This is a genomic window from Micromonospora sp. WMMD723 (genome assembly GCF_049863385.1).
GTDB classification, from domain to species: Bacteria; Actinomycetota; Actinomycetes; order Mycobacteriales; family Micromonosporaceae; genus Micromonospora; species Micromonospora wenchangensis.
In genome coordinates, this window is record NZ_JBMKNR010000001.1 from 7,232,889 (window position 1) to 7,248,518 (window position 15,630).

Here is a 15,630-nt window from a genome sequence, read left to right on the forward strand (position 1 = left end):
ACCTGTCGGTCGGCGGACCCGTTCGGCCCGCGGGCCGAACGGGTCGGCAGATCGACAGGACCGCCTGACCGGTCGCCACCGGCGACGAATGACACCAATGCTGTCGGTCGACTCCGCAGGTGGCGGAATTCGACGCCGCTGGACATTACCGATGACGAATACCGTCCGCGATCCCGTTTCCCATCGGAGATCGGCTTTCCGAATAACTGTCGGATATCTGTCCGTCAACGGCTCCGGTGCCATTTCCGTCGTGGACCCGTCGGGCCGGTCGGGGAGACGATCCGGGTCCGGCCACCCGTACCGGCGGGCGGCACCGGCGGGGAGGTCGACGATGGACACGGACGTGCTGGTGGTCGGGGGCGGGATCATCGGGCTGACGGCGGCGGTACGGCTGCGCGAGCGCGGCGCGCGGGTGACCCTGCTGACCGCCGACCCGCCCGGCGACACGGTGTCGGCGGTCGCCGCCGCCGTCTGGTACCCCAGCCACACCGACGCCGACCCCCGGGTGCTGCGCTGGGCCGCCGGGACGTACACGGAACTGGGCCGGCAGGCCGACGCCGGGGTGCCCGGGGTGGTGGCCCGGCCGACCCGGATGCTGCTGCGCCGCCCGTGGACCGGACCGCCGTGGTGGGCGGCGGCGGCCGGTGACCTGGTCGCCCACCCCGGCTCCGGGCCGTACGCCACCGAGTTGCGGTTCACCGCGCCGACGGTGGAGATGTCGCCGTACCTGGACTGGCTGGCCGACCGGTTCACGGCGGCCGGCGGCCGGGTCGTGACCGGCCGGCTCGCGCGGCTCGACGACGGCTTCGCGCTGGCCCCGACGGTGGTCAACGCCACCGGACTGGCCGCCGGGCGGCTCGCCGACGACCCGGCGGTGCACCCGGTACGCGGCCGGTTGGTGCTGGTCGCGAACCCGGGCCTGACCACCTCGGTACGCGACGAGGAGAACCCGGCCGGCATCACCTACGTGCACCCGCGCCGGCACGACGTGGTGCTCGGCGGCACCGCCGAACCGGACGCCTGGGACACCGGCCCCGACCCGGCCACCGCGGCGGCGGTCCGGGCCCGGTGCGTGGTGCTGGTGCCGGAGTTGGCCGACGCCCCCGTGCTCGGGGTGCGGGTCGGGCTGCGGCCGGCCCGACACGGCGGGCCCCGGGTGGCGACGCAGGCCGGGCCGGCGCCGGGGCAGCGGCTGGTGCACGCCTACGGCCACGGGGGCGCCGGGGTGACGCTGTCCTGGGGCTGCGCCGACGAGGTGGCCGGGCTGGCGCTCGACGGCTGACCGGCCGGGCCGGACGCGCCCCGACCCCGACCCATCGGGACCGTGGGGCGGGGCCGGGTGCCGGGGTGGAGGGCGGGCCCCCTCCCCCACGCTATCGGCGTTCGTAGAAGGTGATGCTCACGCCGCCCGGGGCGGAACCCGGGTCGGAACTGAGCCAGGTGTTGGCGTTGAGGAAGGCGTACGGGCCGGCGGCGCGGGCCTCGAACGTCGGCACCAGCCGGCCGAACGCCCCGCAGTTGCGGACCAGGATCAGCTCCCGGTCGTTGGTGGACAGCACGTACCGGGCGTCGAGCGTGCTGGTCGCGCCGATGAGCTGGTAGTCCGCTCCGCCGGGCAGAACGGTCCCGGTCACCCGGCCGGTCATGGTGCCGCCGGTGATGGGGATGATGTTGCGGGTGCCGCGCTTGCTGGCCCCGACCGAGACGCTGGCCCCGAGCGTGACGGTCTCGGTGAACACCGCCGCGCCCCGGGTGCCGCTGCCGGTCAGGCAGTCCCACGACTGGTTGGCCGTCCCGGCCGGGTCCCGTAGCTGCACGCGCGGGTCGGCCGGGGACACCCCGGCGACGTCGTACACGGCCAGGTTCAGGGTGTTCGTCGCGGTGTCGACGGTCCGGGTGCCGACGTAGGTGCCGGTGTTCAACCAGGCGTACGCGCTGGAGTTCGGGGCCTCGAAGTCGGGCACGATCCGCACGGTGGAGTCACCGGCCGGCGCGACCCCGCAGGTGCGCAGGTAGATCGGGGTGCCGTCGCCGGTGCGCAGGATGGCGACCTGTTCCAGCTCGGTCGCGCCGGTGCCGAGGGTGAGTTCGAGGTCGAGGCCGCCGGTGAGGATGGTGCCGTTGATCCGGTCGCCGGTGACCGTGCCGCCCCGGATGTCGAGGATGCGGCGGTGGCCGTACTGGGTGACGCCGACGTCGCGGATCGCGCCGAGCTGGGCGGTGGCCCGGAACACCAGCCGGCCACGGGTCGGGGGCACGAGGCCGGCGGACCGGCCGCAGGTCCAGGACGGGTCGGGCACGATGGTCGCCTCCGCGCCGCTCGGGGTGGTGCTCGGGGTGGGTGGCGGTGGGGTGGTCGGTGCCGGGGTGGTCGGCGGTGGGGTGGTCGGGGTGGGCGGCGGCGTGGTGGGGGGCGGGGTGCCCGGGGTGGGCGTGGTCGGCGTCGTGGGCGTGGTGCTGCCGGTGCAGGGGGTGCCGTTGAGCGCGAAGTCGGTAGGTGCCGGGTTGCTGGCGTTGTTCCACGAGCCGTTGAAGCCGAACGACGTGCTCGCCCCGGTGCCGAGTGCGGCGTTCCAGGTGGTGTTGCCGACGGTGACCCGGCCGCCGTTCTGGCTGGCGGTGCCGTTCCAGTACTGGGTGACCTGCTGACCGGCGGTGAACGACCAGGTGAGCTGCCAGCCGTTGATCGGGTCGCCGAGATTGGTGACCGCGACGTTGGCCCCGAAGCCGCCGCTCCACTGGCTGGTGACGGTGTAGGTCACCCGGCAGCCGGTGGCGGCGGAGGCCGCGGTGGCGACGCCGACGACGCCGGCCAGGGTGGTGGCGGCGAGCGCTCCCGCGAGCAGGGGCCGCCGGTGTACGAGCCTCATCTGGTCCTCCCGGAGCGGCCCTTGCACGCACGGTTATGTTTCATCGAGTGTCCCGATCGGACAAACTTCTGTCAATCGATGCTTCTCGATTCCCGGTGTCGACCGGACGGCGGACCGACCCCGACGCCCGTGAAGATCGTTTCGTGTCCTGTTGGTGACCCTCGGTAGGGTGTCGCGCATGGACCGGGGTGCCTGGCGTCGGCATGCGTGGTGGGTGGGCCTCCCGAGCGTGGTCGCCGGATTCGGCGCGTGGGCGGCCGTCGCCGACGACAAGACCGGCTGGACGGTCGTCTCCGCTGCCGCCGCCGGGATGGTCGGGGGCTTCGGGCCGACGGTGGCCGACCGGCTCGCGGCGCAGCGGGAGGCCCGGCGGCACGGCGAGGACGCGCTGCGCGTGGTGACGTCGGCCGAGCTGCCGGCGTCGGTGGCCTGGCTGCTGCACCCGGGCCGGGAGGTGGTCGACTTCCTCGGTCGCGGCTGGGTGCTGCGCCAGTTGGAGTCCTGGGCGGCCGACCCCGACGCGGTGGCGGTACGGCTGCTGACCGGCGCGGGCGGGGTGGGCAAGACCCGGTTGGCCCGGGAGTTCGCCGGCCGGTTGCCCGGTTGGCGGTGCGAGTGGATCCACGCCGGGGCCGAGGAGCAGACGGCCACCCTGATCGCCTCGGGCGGCGTACCGTCGCGGTTGCTCGTGGTGGTCGACTACGCCGAGACGCGGGACCGGGCCGGTGAGGTTCCCCCGGTTTGCCGGAGGGTTAGTTACCTGGCGCCGGTGGGCTCAGGCTGAACGATAGCCGTCTGGTCGTGTCGGGCCTGGTGGGTGTGCCAGGCGGTTTCGTACTCGTCTGGGGATCGCCAGCCGAGGTCTTTCTGGATGCGGCGGGTGTTGTACCAGCCGTCGATGTAGGTGAAGATCGCGTTCTCGGCCTCGTCGCGGGTGCGCCACGAGTTGCGGTAGACCAGTTCGATCTTCAACGTCGACCAGAAGTTCTCCATCAGGGCGTTGTCGTAGCTGTCGCCGACCGACCCCATGGAGGGCAGGATGCCGTTGTCGGCCAGGCGTTGGGCGAAGCGGAACGACGTGTAGTTCGACCCGCGGTCTGAGTGGTGGATCAGTTGGCCGTCGCGGACGTCGCGGGACCAGATGCCGTATTCGAGGGCGCCGAGGATCAGGTCGGTGTCGCAGCGGTCAGAGCAGCGCCAGCCCACGATGCGGTTGGAGAACACGTCCCGCACTGCGGCCAGCCAGAACACGCCCTCACCGCAGGGGATGCGGGTGGCGTCGGCGACCCACAACCGGTTCGGCGCCGCAGCCGTGAACTGCCGGTTCACCAGATCGGGAGCCGGTGTCGCCTTCGGGTTCGACCGGGTCGACGGGATGCGCCACTTCTTGCGCAGGAACGCCCCTTGCAGGCCGGCGGTCCGCATCAACCGCTCCACCCGCTTGCGACCCACCTGGCGGCCCTGCCGGCGCAGCATGGCGTGCACCCTTGGACTGCCGTAGGTGCCACCCGATACGTCGTGGATCTCCGCGATCTCCACCGCCAGTTCCGCATCCTCCCGCCGCCGAACACACGGGTTGGCGGCCTGGGCGAGCCAGCCGTAGTAGGTCGACGGGGCGACGTTGAGGACCCGGAGGACGGGCTCGACCCCGAAGCGATCGCGTAGCTCGTTGACGAGCGTCACGACCGTCGCCGGGTCGGGTCGAGTTCCGAGGCGAAAAAAGCCGACGCGGCTTTCAGGATCTCGTTGGCCCGCTTCAGCTCGGCATTCTCCCGCCGTAGCCGGCGCAGCTCCTCAACCTCCGAGGTCGTCGGCCGGTCGTCACGCTGACCGCGGTCGGCCTCGTCCTGGCGGATCCAGTTGCGCAACGCTTCGTGATGCACACCAAGCTGGCGTGCCAGCTGCCGGATCACGGGCTTCGGGTCCGACTCCCGATACAAGCGCACCGCACGTTCACGCAGCTCATCGGGGTACTTCTTCGGTGCTGCCACGGATGACTCCCTTCAGCTCCATCAGAGCATGATCGAAAGCCTCCGAGCTGCCGGGGGAACCTCAGCCCTCACCACCAGCCACGAAGCCGTCAACCTCCACCAAGAACTGACCACCACCAACCGCGACACCCACCTCCCCGACCTCGCCGCGTCACTCATCAACCACGCGGTCATCCTCGCGGAAGCAGGACAACACACCGAAGCCCTCACCACCAGCCACGAGGCCGTCAACCTCTACCGACAGCTCGCCAGCACCAACCGCGACGCCTACCTCCCCAACCTCGCCCTGGCCCTACGGAACGTTGGGTTCATTGCGCTCCTGTTCGGCCGCGTGGATGAGCTGGTCATCGCCTTGACCGCCGAGGGCGTTCAGTACTTCGACGAGCTTGCTACGGCGGAACCAGCGGTATTCGAGGAACGCCGTCAAGTAGCCAGACAGACCCTGGACGACCTGAGCCGCATTGCTGGCGCCGACCACGATGGCTCCAGCTCCAGGGATCCAGAGCCGTCCTGAAACGCCGTTAGCTGGAGTCGTCAGACGTGGCAGCTACCGTTACCGGCACCGTGCGCCCTTGGGCGCACGGACGGTTTCGAGTTCCTTTCGAGGAGCCGTGTCCCCACACCGACAAGCAGGCAATGTTTGTGGAGATCTGTTGCGCCCAAGACGACAACAACTCTCCCCAATAAGGGCGGCTTTCGGACCAGCGCCACGACCAACGATTGGCGGTGACGGAAGCGCCCCTTACGGGCGTGCCCGGCGGCGGATCTTGATGTCGTCGAGGTCGGTCGCCACCGACCGGAGGTCACGGTGGTCGGCACCGAGTTCGGCGACGGCGGCTGCGGCCATCGCTTCCGCCCGACCGATCACGACCGCTTCCCCGTCGTCTTCGGTGGCCGGGATCAGGCAGCGGAAGGTGAACGCGAGCAGGGACCGCTCGTAGGTCACCGTGCCCTCTTCGGTGAACTTCGCTCCGAACACCTCATGCTCATCCGCCCTGGCGAGCAGCGCGGCACGCTGCACGTCCCCTAGCGGCGCGAACTTGCCGCGCACGATGACCTGATAGGTCTTTTCGGTCATGGTGGAACCTCCGGCTCCTGCTGAGCACGACGACTTCGGAAGAGCGGCGAGCTGGTACCGGGAAGACGGCAGGTGACGGCTACCGCGCACCGGCCGGCCGCCAGGGTGCGTTGGTGACCGTACCCGGAGGGCCAGCGCCACGCTCGCCCTTCAGCCGGCAGTGACGACCGATTCGGCGACGGCACGTGCGGCGTCCGCACCGAACCGCTCCACATCCACCAGTACGTCGACCGCCAGACCCGGTCCCACCAGCCAGAACGCCTCACCGCCGCCGACGAGGCCACTCCCCTGAGCGTGGTCGAACCCGGTCAGCGGCCAGTCGGCGGGATCGCGTTCGTGGTATTCGGCCAGGTAGTCGCGCAGCGCCGCCAGGTCGGCCAGCCGGTCCCCGCGTAGCACGTGCACCCGCAGGTCGACCTGGTAACCGTCCTCGACCGCACGTTCCCAGACCCGGCTGGCGAAGGTGACGTCCTCCCACTCGGACGCGAAGTCCGACACCAGGTCGCCCGCCGCGGCCGGCACCCACCCGACGTGGAACCCGTCCAGCTCGCCACCGTCGCGCCCACCCGGCCCGGTCATCCCCGTCACAGCATCTCCTCCACCCTGTCCGGTCGGTACGCCGCTCAGGAGGCGTCGCTCTGCCTGGCACCCCTCGGGCCGGACACCGCCGTCGAGGCGTCGCCAGGCGGATAGATCATCGTCGGAACGTACGTCCTGACGTCAAGCGGCTCGTGTCCCCGGAGCCTGAGTAGGCTTCTCACCGCCGTCCACGATAGAGGGTGCGGCGAAGGCGTCGGACGACGACAGCGCGGTCCGCAGCGCCAGCGGCCCCCGGGTGGTCGGGGCCGCTGGCGCGGTGTCGGACCGGGTCAGCCGGCCAACCGGCGCAGGAACACGTCGATCACGCCGTTGGTGTCGCCGGGGACCAGGTTGGTGGCCCCCGAGGCGAAGGCGACCTGGCGGCCGTCCGGGGTGACCACCCCCTGGTAACTGTGGTTGTTGGCCTGCCTGCCGCCGGCCGACAGGCTGACCCGGACCGTCGTGCCGGCGCGCAGGTCCCGCCGGAACACGTCGGGCACGCCGTTGGTGTCGCGCGCCACCAGGTCGGTGGCATCGGAGCCGAAGACGACGTACCGGCCGTCGGCGCTCAACGCCGGGCCGAAGCTGCCGCCACCGGTGGCCGGGCCGCCGTCGGCCGCCGAGCTGACCCAGACGGTGGTGCCGGCGCGCAGGTCGCGGACGTACACGTCGTTCACCCAGTTGGTGTCGTCGGGGGCCAGGGCCGCATCGGTGTTGAACGCGACGAACCGGCCGTCCGCGCTCAGCGTCGGTGCGACGGTGATTCCCTCCACGTAGTCACCGGTGGTGGACACGTTGACCCGCTGGAGGCTGCCGGTGCGCACATCACGGACATACACGTCGTACGTGCCGCTGATGTCGTTCGGGACCAGCGCCGCATCGGTGACGAACGCCACGAACCTGCCGTCCGCGCTGATCACCGGCCCTTCCGACGGCGCGTCGGCGTTCTCGCCGCTGACCTGGACGGTCGTGCCCGCCTGCCGGTCCCGCAGGAAGATGTCGGTCAGACCGCTGGGGTCACCCGGCACGAGGTTGGTCGCCTGGGAGGCGAACGCCACGAACCGCCCGTCGGCGCTGATCGCCGGTGCGTAGCTGTGGGCGTTGGCCTGGGTGTCGCCGTCGGTCAGGGTGACCCGGGTGGTGGTGCCGGTCCGGCGGTCGTGGACGAAGCCGTCGTACACCCCGTTGGTGTCGCCGGGCACCAGGTTGTCCGCGTCGGAGGCGAAGGCGACGTACCGGCCGTCCGGGCTCAGCGACTGGCCCAGGCTGGCACTGTTGCCGGGAGTTCCCGTGGTCGACCGGCTGACCAGGCTCGTGGTGCCGGTCCGGCGGTCGCGGACGAACACGTCCGCGTTGTTGTTGGTGTCGCCGGGCACCAGGTTGTCCGCGTAGGAGGTGAAGGCGACGTACCGGCCGTCCGCGCTCACCCCGAAGGGCTCGCTGTTGGAGCCGACAGCCTGGCCGCCGGTGCTGTCCACGCTGATCCGGGTGGTGGCCGGCGTTGCGGCGGCGGGGCCGATGCCGACGGAGGAGGTGGCGGGCGCGGGGACGGCGGCGGAGGCGGCTGCGGGGCCGGCGAGGCCGGCGAGCAGGGCCAGACCGGCGGCGGCGATCGGGCGGTGGAGGCACAGCGGCACGGTCCCGCGGCGCGCGGCGGATGCCCGCAACAAGATTGTCATGCCTGGTTGGTCCCCGGCCGCGCCACAATCGTTCGCCGGTGTCGGCCACCCGACATCGGATGGCCGACGGACGTCGTCGGAACAGCCGCCGGGTGCACCCGTTCGGCCTGCCCGTGGCCGGGTGCGCCCGGCTCCGCTCCCGACGCGGCCACCCCGCGTCCGCATCATGTGGGCCGACGTAGCGGCATTGGAACGGGCCGGACCCCGCATTATCGACCCACATGAGTCGATCAAGCGAACGGATCGATCATGTGGGTCGATCACGGTCAGCGGACGAGGCGGAACACCACCAGGGTGACGCAGTACGCGAGGGGCACCGCCAGGGCGCAGATGAAGAAGCCGAGCGGGGCGTAGCGGGGCGGGTCGGTGGTCGCCAGGGCCGGCCGCCCCCACCGGCCGAGGACCAGCCAACCGGCCACGAAGGAGATCAGCGGCAGCCCGGCGCAGGTCAGCGCGCCCAGGGTGACCCCGTCGACCACGCCGATGCCGTTGGCGACCACCAGCACCAGCATGACCAGCGCCCCGACGGCGGCGCAGCCGGCGTAGACGGCGACCGCGCGGGCGGTCGGCGACCAGGTGGGCAGCAGAGCGGGCCGCTGGGCCAGTGCCTCGGCCTGCTGGCCCAGCCGGTCGACCTCGTCGACCAGCCGCCCGGTCTCCGCCAGCACCACCGCCGGGTCGCCGTCCATCCCGGGCCCGCCGGGACCCGTGTCCGACCCGGGGGCGGGCCCCGGCCCGGGAGCCAGCTCCGCAACGGCGGGCGGCCCGGAAGCCGGGTCGGCCACGGCAGGGAGACCGGCGGCTGCGGCAAGCTGGGCGAGGCGCTGTTCCTGGGCGGCCAGCCGCTGACCGAGCCGGGTCACCCCGGCGTGCAGGGTACGGCGGCGTTCCGCCTCGGCGACGGCGCCGCGCTCCCCCTCCCTGATCCGGGCGGAGAGCTGCCGGACGGCCGCCGCGTACTCGTCGTAGCGGGCCACTCAGTGCTCCTCGTCGGGGTGGTGTCCGGGGCGGACGAACGGCACGATCAGCGCGGTGCGCGGGACGTGCCGGTCGACGAGCAGGGCCCGGTTGGGGCGGGGGGTCCACACCAGGTCGGTCACCCCGAGGTGCAGCCCGAGGTCGTCGGCGGGCACGTTCAGCGCCACCAGGCAGGCCACGTCGTCGCGGTTCTGGCTGCCGCCGAGGTCGTCGGCGAGCCGGCGCAGGCCCCGCCACCAGCCGAGCAGGTGCACCCCGTGCCCCGGCCCCGCCCGCAGCAGCGCCCGCAGGTCGTCGTGGCCCGTGCGGTAGGTGTCGGGGTCGGCGGCGGCGAGCACCGCGTGGGCCGCGTCCACCCCGAAGACCACCAGATACGTCCGGGCACGCTCCCCGGGGTCGGCGGCCAGCCCGGCGATGCGGGCGCGCAGCCCGGCGGCGTCGACCTGGGTCACCGGGTGCCCGGCGGCCTTCAGCCCGGCCGCGGTGTCGTCGGCCAGCTCGTCGGCGGCGGCCACCAGCACGGCCAGCACGAATTCGGCCTCCCCGGGCCGGTGCTGCCCGGCCAGGCTCAGCGCGGCGGCCCGCAGCACGTGCGCGCCGGTGGTCGAGGTGCCCACCACGGCCAGGTGCCGGCCCGGGGAGGCGTCGAGGTCGAACCGGGCGGTGCTGCCGGCCACGTCGACAGTCCGGCCCACCAGCACCGCCGGGCGGCGGGTGGCGGCAGGGGACGGCTCGTCCTCCAGGTGGGCGGTGGCGTACCCCCGGAAGACCTCGGGCGGGCCGGTGTCGTCGGGGCGGGCGTCCCACAGCTCGTAGCGCAGCCGGGCGAGCTGGCGGGCGTCGGCGTGCGCGTCGGGGAACCGCAGCAGGGTGTCCGCGCCGGCCGCCCCGGCGGCGGTGTTGACCAGCGCCGTGCCGATCCGGGTCGGGCCGGTGACGGTCGCCCGGGGGCCGAGCACCGCCTCACCGCCGGGCAACGCCACCCGCAACGCGAACTGCCCGAACAGCGACTCGGCCCGGCCGTACAGGGCTTCCACGCCGCTGGTGCTCTGGCTGGCCAGTACCAGGTGCACACCGTACGAGCGGCCCTTGCGGGCCAGCTCCTCCAGCAGGTCGACGGCCTCCCGGGCCAGCCGGTCGTTGCCGGCGAACAGCACGTGGAACTCGTCGATCACGGCGACCGTGCGGGGCACCGGTTCGGTGTCCGGCAGGTCGGCGAGTTTGCTCACCCCGTGCCGCTTGAACAGCCCGGCCCGCCGGCCCAGCTCCCGGCGCAGTTCGCGGAGCACGGCCAGGCCGTACTCCCGGTCGGACTCGACGCCGACGGCCCGCGCGTGCGGCAGGAACGACGGGTCCCGGTCGGTCGGGACGAACTCGGTGAAGCTCACCCCCTCCTTGAAGTCGAGCAGCCACAGGTGCAGCTCGGCCGGGGAGTAGCGGGCCGCCAGGCCGTACAGCACGTCGAGCAGGAAGACCGTCTTGCCCGCGCCGGTGCGGCCACCGACCAGCCAGTGCGGCGTCGCGTCGTCGAAGGCCAGGCTGACCGGGGTACGCCCGCAGCGGCCGACCACCGTCGTCAGGCCGCCCCGGGCGGAGCCGGTCCAGCGTCGCTCGGGCAGCAGGTCGGCCAGGTGCAGGGCGGTGTCCCGGCGTACCTGGGCGCCCAGCCGGTCGGCCAGCGCCTGGACGGCCGCGGCGGGCGGGTCACCGTCGAGCAGCACCGGCACGGGCAGGCCGGTGCCGTCGGCGCTGAACGGGTACCCCGGCGGGTCGCCGACCCGGGCGTACCGTTCGTCGAGACGTACCTCGGTGGTGCCGCCCAGCGTGGGTGGGGCCTGGCCGGGCGTGGTCACCGCGCGCCCGGCGAACAGCACGCACACCCCGGCGGACGGCCCGGCGTGGGTGAGCGCGGCGAGCCGGGCCAGCTCGCGCGGGCCGGGCGCGGACGCGGCCACCACCAGCAGCAGTTCGGCCTCCCCCGCGCGGGCGTGCGCCTCGGCGGCGTCCAGCAGCGCGCCGATCTCGGCCTCGGTGGTGGCGACGCCGCCGAGCACCCCGGCGTCGCGCAGCGGACGCAGCGGGATGAAGGTGGCCCCCCAGGCGGCCGGGTCGATGCCGACCACCCGGACGCTGCCCGGGGCGGCCGTGGTGAGCAGCCGCAGCACCAGCACCCGCAGCAGCACCGCCACCCGGGGATCGCGGGCGTCGCCGTCGACCGCCAGGTGCCGGCCGGCGCCCAGCGGCAGCAGCAGCGGAAACCGGCCGTCCGCCGTGGACGCCTCGCCGATACGCACCGCCGCCGGCCCGTCGTCGGAGGGCGTCGCGCGGAGACCACGGGCCGGACCGCCCGGCGATACGACGACGTGCCCCGGCGGCGGACCACCGGGCACCCCGCCGGAGGGCGGGCCGGCGGCGACGGTCGGGTCGGCCCGGTCGGTGCTGCCGGGCAGCGGGGCGGCCAGCGCGTCGGCCAGCCGGGCCAGCCGGGCCACCACATCGGCGGTGCGCTCCGGGACGGGCTGCCCGGCCAGCCGGTCCAGCAGGGCACGGGCCACCGTCCACCGCTGCCGGGCCTGCCGGTGCGCGGCGACCGCCTGCCCGTACGCCGATGCGAGCCTGCCCACCCACTGCTCCCCACCCACGTGCGGACGAATCGAGGGAACCCTAGCGCCCCGGCGGGTCGGGACGCACGACCCGCCCACGGGTCAGCCGGGCCGGCAGCCCGGGTCCGGCCCGCTGTCGGCCGCCCCACAGTGGAACACCTCGACCGGTTCGGCGGCCACGTCCGGCACCCGCGCCACCCGCAGCAACGCCAGCCGCTTGGCGACCGGCTCGCCCGAGTCGGGCGCGTACCGGATCACCCCGGCGACCCCCGGGTAGCCGGCGGCGGCGTTCTGCCGCAGCACCTCGGCGTGCACGCCGACCGGGTTGACCGAGCGGGGCTCCCAGCGCCGGCCGGTGTCGGCGTGGCGCAGCCGGGCGGCGAGGCTCTCCAGCGCCCGCACCATCATCATCGCCGCGTCGTAGGCGAGGCTGACCCGCTCACCGACGGGTGCGCCGGCACCGTCGCGGCAGCGCGGCGGGTCGAGCAGATCGTCGGCGCCGACCCAGGTCAGGAAGCTGCCCCGGGCGTCGTCCCGGGCGGCCTGCGCGGCCCGCAGCGCGGCACAGGTGGCCAGCGCCGCCTTCGACACGTACGTCACCGGCAGGTTGCCCGGAGCGCTGACCCGCAGCCCCGGGTTGGCCATGTAGCGGTTGACCGAGTCGTCGGCGACGAGGTGCCGGGGCGGGTCGTTGCCACACTCCTTCAACGCCCGCAGGAACCCGTCGAACTCCGACCAGCGCCCGGCGAACACCAGCACCCCCCGGTAGCCGCACTCGGCGGTCAACCGACGCCCGGTACTCCACCCGTCGAGCCGGGTGAGCCGGCTGCCGAACCGCTGGCGCAGCCCGTCGACCAGGGTACCGACGTAGAGGTCCTCGGCGAGTGAGCTGTCCTCGCCGGTGGTGTAGTAGGCGTGCGCCTCGGTCACCCGCAGCACCTGCCGGGCGTACGTCTCGATCATCGCGGCCTGCGCCGAGTTCGGCGCGGAGACCTGCAGGTAGAGGCTGGAGTTCCCGTCCATCCGGTCGGCCGACAGGGTGGGGGCGAGCACCGGCAGGCCGACCCGGTTGAGTTCCCGCAACGCTGCGGCGGTGCTGGTGCGGCTCTCCACCAGCCCGACCACCCCGAGCACGGTCGGGTCGTCGTGGGCCAACTGTTCCAGCATCGCCACCGCCGGCCCGGCGTGGCGCATCTGCCGGCCCCCGTTGGCGACCACCACGTGCAGCAGGGCCGCCCCGTCGGCCGCCGCGGACTCCTTGAGCAGGGCGTACTGGGCGGTGGCCAGGCCCTCCAGTTCCTCGCGTTCGGAGACGTAGGACTCCTCGTCGACCCGGGTCCGGTTGCCGGTGAGGGTGCCCAGGTAGACCAGGGTGAGGTAGGGCCGGCGCTGGTCGCTGCGCCGCCACACCTGTTCGGCGGCCCGGTTCTGCGCGAAGATCCGCCGCTGCACCGCACGTAGCCGCTCCTGGCCGGGTTCGCTGTTGAACACCTGCGCGGCGGTGTCGCTGTAGCCGACGCACTCCTCGGCGAGCACCTGCACCCGCACCTGGCCGGTCGGCGTCGGATGGCAGTCCAGCGCCCACCGGCTGTCCGCCCACACGAGCGTCCCGGCCAGCAGGACCACGGCCACCGCCGCCGGCAGGAACCGCCGTGCCCACCACGGCGGGTCGGGGGCGACCAGCGTGGGCGGGACGACCCCCGGTGGCGGGGTGGCGTCCTCGTCGTCGGGGCGCAGCGCCACCAGCCAGGCGGCGGCGCGGCGCAGCCGTCGGGTCTCGGGCAACGCCTCGGCCCACTCGTCGTAGGCGTCGTCCGCCTCGCGCAGCGGTCGGGTGCCGGGCAGTTCGGGCGGCGGCGCGGTGGCCAGGGCCACCACCAGCAGCGGGTCGTTGCGGCCGGTCTCGTTGCGCACGTCGGTGAGCAGCCGGACCAGGGTGTGCCCGACGCCGTCGACCTCCACGCCGTCGAGCAGCAGCACCGGGTACGCGGTGCGCCGCCAGTCCCCGGGCCGCCACACCCGTCGCCGGTACGCCTGCCGCAGATCCTCCAGGAACGCGTGCAGCAGCAGCTTGTCCACCTGGGCGGGTTGTTCGCCGTCGCGCCAGCCGGCGGTGAGCCGTTCGGCGAACCCGAGGAAGGTCACCGACTGGCGGGGGGCCAGGTACTGCTGCCGCATGAACCACCGGTAGTGGCCGCCGACGCCCGGCACCCGGCCGGAGACGGCGATCCGGAACACCGCGCTGGGCACCGCCCGACGCAGCAGCCAGAGCAGCACCTGCAGCGCCGTGCCGACCCCCGACTCCCCGCTGACCTGCGGCTCCTCGACGGGACGGCGGCCCCGCCAGTCGCGCAGCCGGCGGACCAGGGTGGCCCGGCCGCTGTCGGCGGCGTCGACGCCCACGTCGAGGGTCTGCTGCATCAGCCAGTCGGCCAGCGGGTGGTGGCGGAACCGCAGCCGGGCCGTCCCGAACGCCTCCAGCGACAACTGCCTGTGCAGTTCCCGCAGCACCGCCGGGACGTCGGCGAGGTCGGGGCGGGCGGCCAGGTCGAGCACGGCGTGCGGGACCCGACGCCCCGCGCCCCGCCCGACGGAGCGGCGCAACAGGGCCCCCGGGTCGCCGCCGGTGGCGGCCCGGACCAGCCAGAGCACCGGCAGCCGGCGGTCGCCCCGACGCGGGCGGCGCAGCAGGCGGGTGAGCAGGGCGAGCAGTTCGGTGCCGCCGACCGGGTTGCCGTCCACGGTGGGTGGCCGGGGCAGCGGCGGGGTCACCGGTTCACGCATACGGGCACCTCCGCCGCCGACAGGGAACCAGGAAGGGCTCCCATTGTCGACGACGGAGGCAACCGAGGGTGTCCGGTGGGCTGCTGCCGGTCACCCGGCCGGGCGGGTCAGCGCAGCGCGGCGGTCAGCGTCGGCAGGTAGCCGTACCGGTAGCCGTCGGCGTTCGGGTGGTACGCCTCGATGACGCCGCTGACGTCGCGGATCCACGGGGCGGCGGCGCAGACGCCGTGCCCGGTGAAGAACGGGCGGGCGTCGGCGAAGGTGGCCCCGGCCGCGGCGGCCCGGGCGGCGGTGACCGTGGCGAGCACGTCGGCGGCCTCGTTGAGGATGGTCCGCTTGTAGCTGCTCATCGCGAGCACGCCGCAGGAGCCGGTCTCGAAGAGCCGGGGGTAGCCGAGCACCACCAGCCGGGCGTTCGGGGCCCGGTCGCGGATCGCGGTGTAGGTGGCGTCGAGCCGGCCGGGCAGCGTCGAGGTGGCGAAGCTCTTGGCCTTGTCGACCGCGGCGGTGCAGGTCGCCGTGCTGCCGAACCGGCAGCTGGTGATGACGTCGGCGAAGCCGGCGTCGTTGCCGCCGATGGTGATGGTGACCAGGGTGGTGGTGGCGCTCAGCGAGCCGACCTGCTTGTTGATCACATCGGCGGTCACCGCGCCGCCACAGGCGGGGAAGGCGAAGCTGGTCACCGCGTTGGCGGCGGCCCACAGCGGGGCGTACGACTTCTGGCTGCGCAGGCAGGTGGACAGGTCGTACGGGCCGGCGCCGACACCGGAGGAGTACGAGTCGCCCAACGCGACGTAGTGGACGGTGGCGGCCTGGGCGGCGGTCGGGACGAGCAGGGCACCGGTGACGGTGGCGAGGACGGCGGCCAGGGCGGTGACGGCCCGGACCAGGGCGCGGCGCGGCAGGGCGCGGTGGGGCATGACGGATCCTCCAGGGGCAGCAACGGGGGAAGCCTCTGGACCGCGCGCGTGGCCAGGGGGGTGAGGCGTTGTTACTAGTCGGTAATGCTAGCGAAACATCGACGGGATGAGAACAGTCGATCCCTGCCATCCGGGGCGCACGTTTCCA

At 73.7% G+C, this 15,630-nt stretch carries 13 protein-coding genes; 3 read left to right on the plus strand and 10 right to left on the minus strand.

Features of this window, described 5'->3' with window-relative positions:
* The first annotated feature begins 331 nt into the window (after positions 1–331).
* A complete protein-coding gene (locus ACN261_RS31165; protein WP_425853524.1) occupies positions 332–1,282 on the plus strand; it encodes an FAD-dependent oxidoreductase in 951 nt (316 codons plus the stop codon).
* 91 nt (positions 1,283–1,373) lie between these two features.
* Here ACN261_RS31165 and ACN261_RS31170 read toward each other — a convergent pair whose 3' ends face one another.
* Entirely contained in the window at positions 1,374–2,870 is a 1,497-nt protein-coding gene (locus ACN261_RS31170; protein WP_425853525.1) for a DUF3237 family protein, read from the minus strand.
* A 178-nt stretch (positions 2,871–3,048) separates the two neighbouring features.
* On the opposite strand from ACN261_RS31170, the gene ACN261_RS31175 reads away from it, so the two are divergent.
* Positions 3,049–3,654, plus strand: a complete 606-nt coding sequence (locus tag ACN261_RS31175; protein WP_425853526.1) for a hypothetical protein — start codon at positions 3,049–3,051, stop codon at positions 3,652–3,654.
* On the opposite strand, the gene ACN261_RS31180 is transcribed toward ACN261_RS31175, so the two are convergent.
* On the minus strand, positions 3,627–4,553 hold the full coding sequence (locus tag ACN261_RS31180) for an IS3 family transposase (RefSeq protein ID WP_421482997.1): 927 nt from the start codon (positions 4,551–4,553) through the stop codon (positions 3,627–3,629). The two genes, ACN261_RS31175 and ACN261_RS31180, sit on opposite strands and share 28 nt — an antisense overlap.
* Complete coding sequence (locus ACN261_RS31185) at positions 4,550–4,861, minus strand: transposase (protein WP_204924187.1); 312 nt, start codon at positions 4,859–4,861, stop codon at positions 4,550–4,552. The genes ACN261_RS31180 and ACN261_RS31185 overlap by 4 nt, the downstream gene beginning before the upstream one ends.
* 28 nt (positions 4,862–4,889) lie before the next feature.
* On the opposite strand from ACN261_RS31185, the gene ACN261_RS31190 reads away from it, so the two are divergent.
* Positions 4,890–5,375, plus strand: coding sequence for a tetratricopeptide repeat protein (locus ACN261_RS31190; RefSeq protein WP_425853527.1), 486 nt, complete (start codon positions 4,890–4,892; stop codon positions 5,373–5,375).
* A gap of 228 nt (positions 5,376–5,603) precedes the next feature.
* Here ACN261_RS31190 and ACN261_RS31195 read toward each other — a convergent pair whose 3' ends face one another.
* From ACN261_RS31195 to ACN261_RS31225, 7 genes are all read right to left on the minus strand, one after another.
* The gene (locus ACN261_RS31195; protein WP_421483403.1) at positions 5,604–5,939 is read right to left on the minus strand and encodes a DUF6204 family protein; all 336 of its coding nucleotides are present in this window, start codon (positions 5,937–5,939) and stop codon (positions 5,604–5,606) included.
* 150 nt (positions 5,940–6,089) lie between these two features.
* A complete protein-coding gene (locus ACN261_RS31200) occupies positions 6,090–6,518 on the minus strand; it encodes a hypothetical protein (RefSeq protein ID WP_421486873.1) in 429 nt (142 codons plus the stop codon).
* A gap of 290 nt (positions 6,519–6,808) precedes the next feature.
* A complete protein-coding gene (locus ACN261_RS31205) occupies positions 6,809–8,197 on the minus strand; it encodes a TolB family protein (protein ID WP_425853528.1) in 1,389 nt (462 codons plus the stop codon).
* A 266-nt stretch (positions 8,198–8,463) separates the two neighbouring features.
* Entirely contained in the window at positions 8,464–9,174 is a 711-nt protein-coding gene (locus ACN261_RS31210) for a hypothetical protein (protein WP_421483405.1), read from the minus strand.
* Positions 9,175–11,799 carry an FtsK/SpoIIIE domain-containing protein gene (locus ACN261_RS31215; protein ID WP_425853529.1) on the minus strand — a complete coding sequence of 875 codons (2,625 nt, stop codon included), beginning with the start codon at positions 11,797–11,799 and terminating at the stop codon, positions 9,175–9,177. It abuts the gene before it with no gap.
* An 81-nt stretch (positions 11,800–11,880) separates the two neighbouring features.
* Positions 11,881–14,562: a hypothetical protein gene (locus ACN261_RS31220; RefSeq protein ID WP_421483407.1), complete on the minus strand. Its 2,682-nt coding sequence runs from the start codon at positions 14,560–14,562 to the stop codon at positions 11,881–11,883.
* A gap of 107 nt (positions 14,563–14,669) precedes the next feature.
* Complete coding sequence (locus ACN261_RS31225; protein WP_421486874.1) at positions 14,670–15,467, minus strand: SGNH/GDSL hydrolase family protein; 798 nt, start codon at positions 15,465–15,467, stop codon at positions 14,670–14,672.
* Positions 15,468–15,630 lie beyond the last annotated feature (163 nt).

Coding starts and splice junctions, on each gene's coding strand:
- ACN261_RS31195 (WP_421483403.1), bottom strand. CDS start 5,939: ATGACCGAAAAGACCTATCAGGTCATCGTGCGCGGCAAGTTCGCGCCG.
- ACN261_RS31220 (WP_421483407.1), bottom strand. CDS start 14,562: ATGCGTGAACCGGTGACCCCGCCGCTGCCCCGGCCACCCACCGTGGAC.
- ACN261_RS31190 (WP_425853527.1), top strand. CDS start 4,890: ATGATCGAAAGCCTCCGAGCTGCCGGGGGAACCTCAGCCCTCACCACC.
- ACN261_RS31205 (WP_425853528.1), bottom strand. CDS start 8,197: ATGACAATCTTGTTGCGGGCATCCGCCGCGCGCCGCGGGACCGTGCCG.
- ACN261_RS31170 (WP_425853525.1), bottom strand. CDS start 2,870: ATGAGGCTCGTACACCGGCGGCCCCTGCTCGCGGGAGCGCTCGCCGCC.
- ACN261_RS31200 (WP_421486873.1), bottom strand. CDS start 6,518: ATGACCGGGCCGGGTGGGCGCGACGGTGGCGAGCTGGACGGGTTCCAC.
- ACN261_RS31165 (WP_425853524.1), top strand. CDS start 332: ATGGACACGGACGTGCTGGTGGTCGGGGGCGGGATCATCGGGCTGACG.
- ACN261_RS31175 (WP_425853526.1), top strand. CDS start 3,049: ATGGACCGGGGTGCCTGGCGTCGGCATGCGTGGTGGGTGGGCCTCCCG.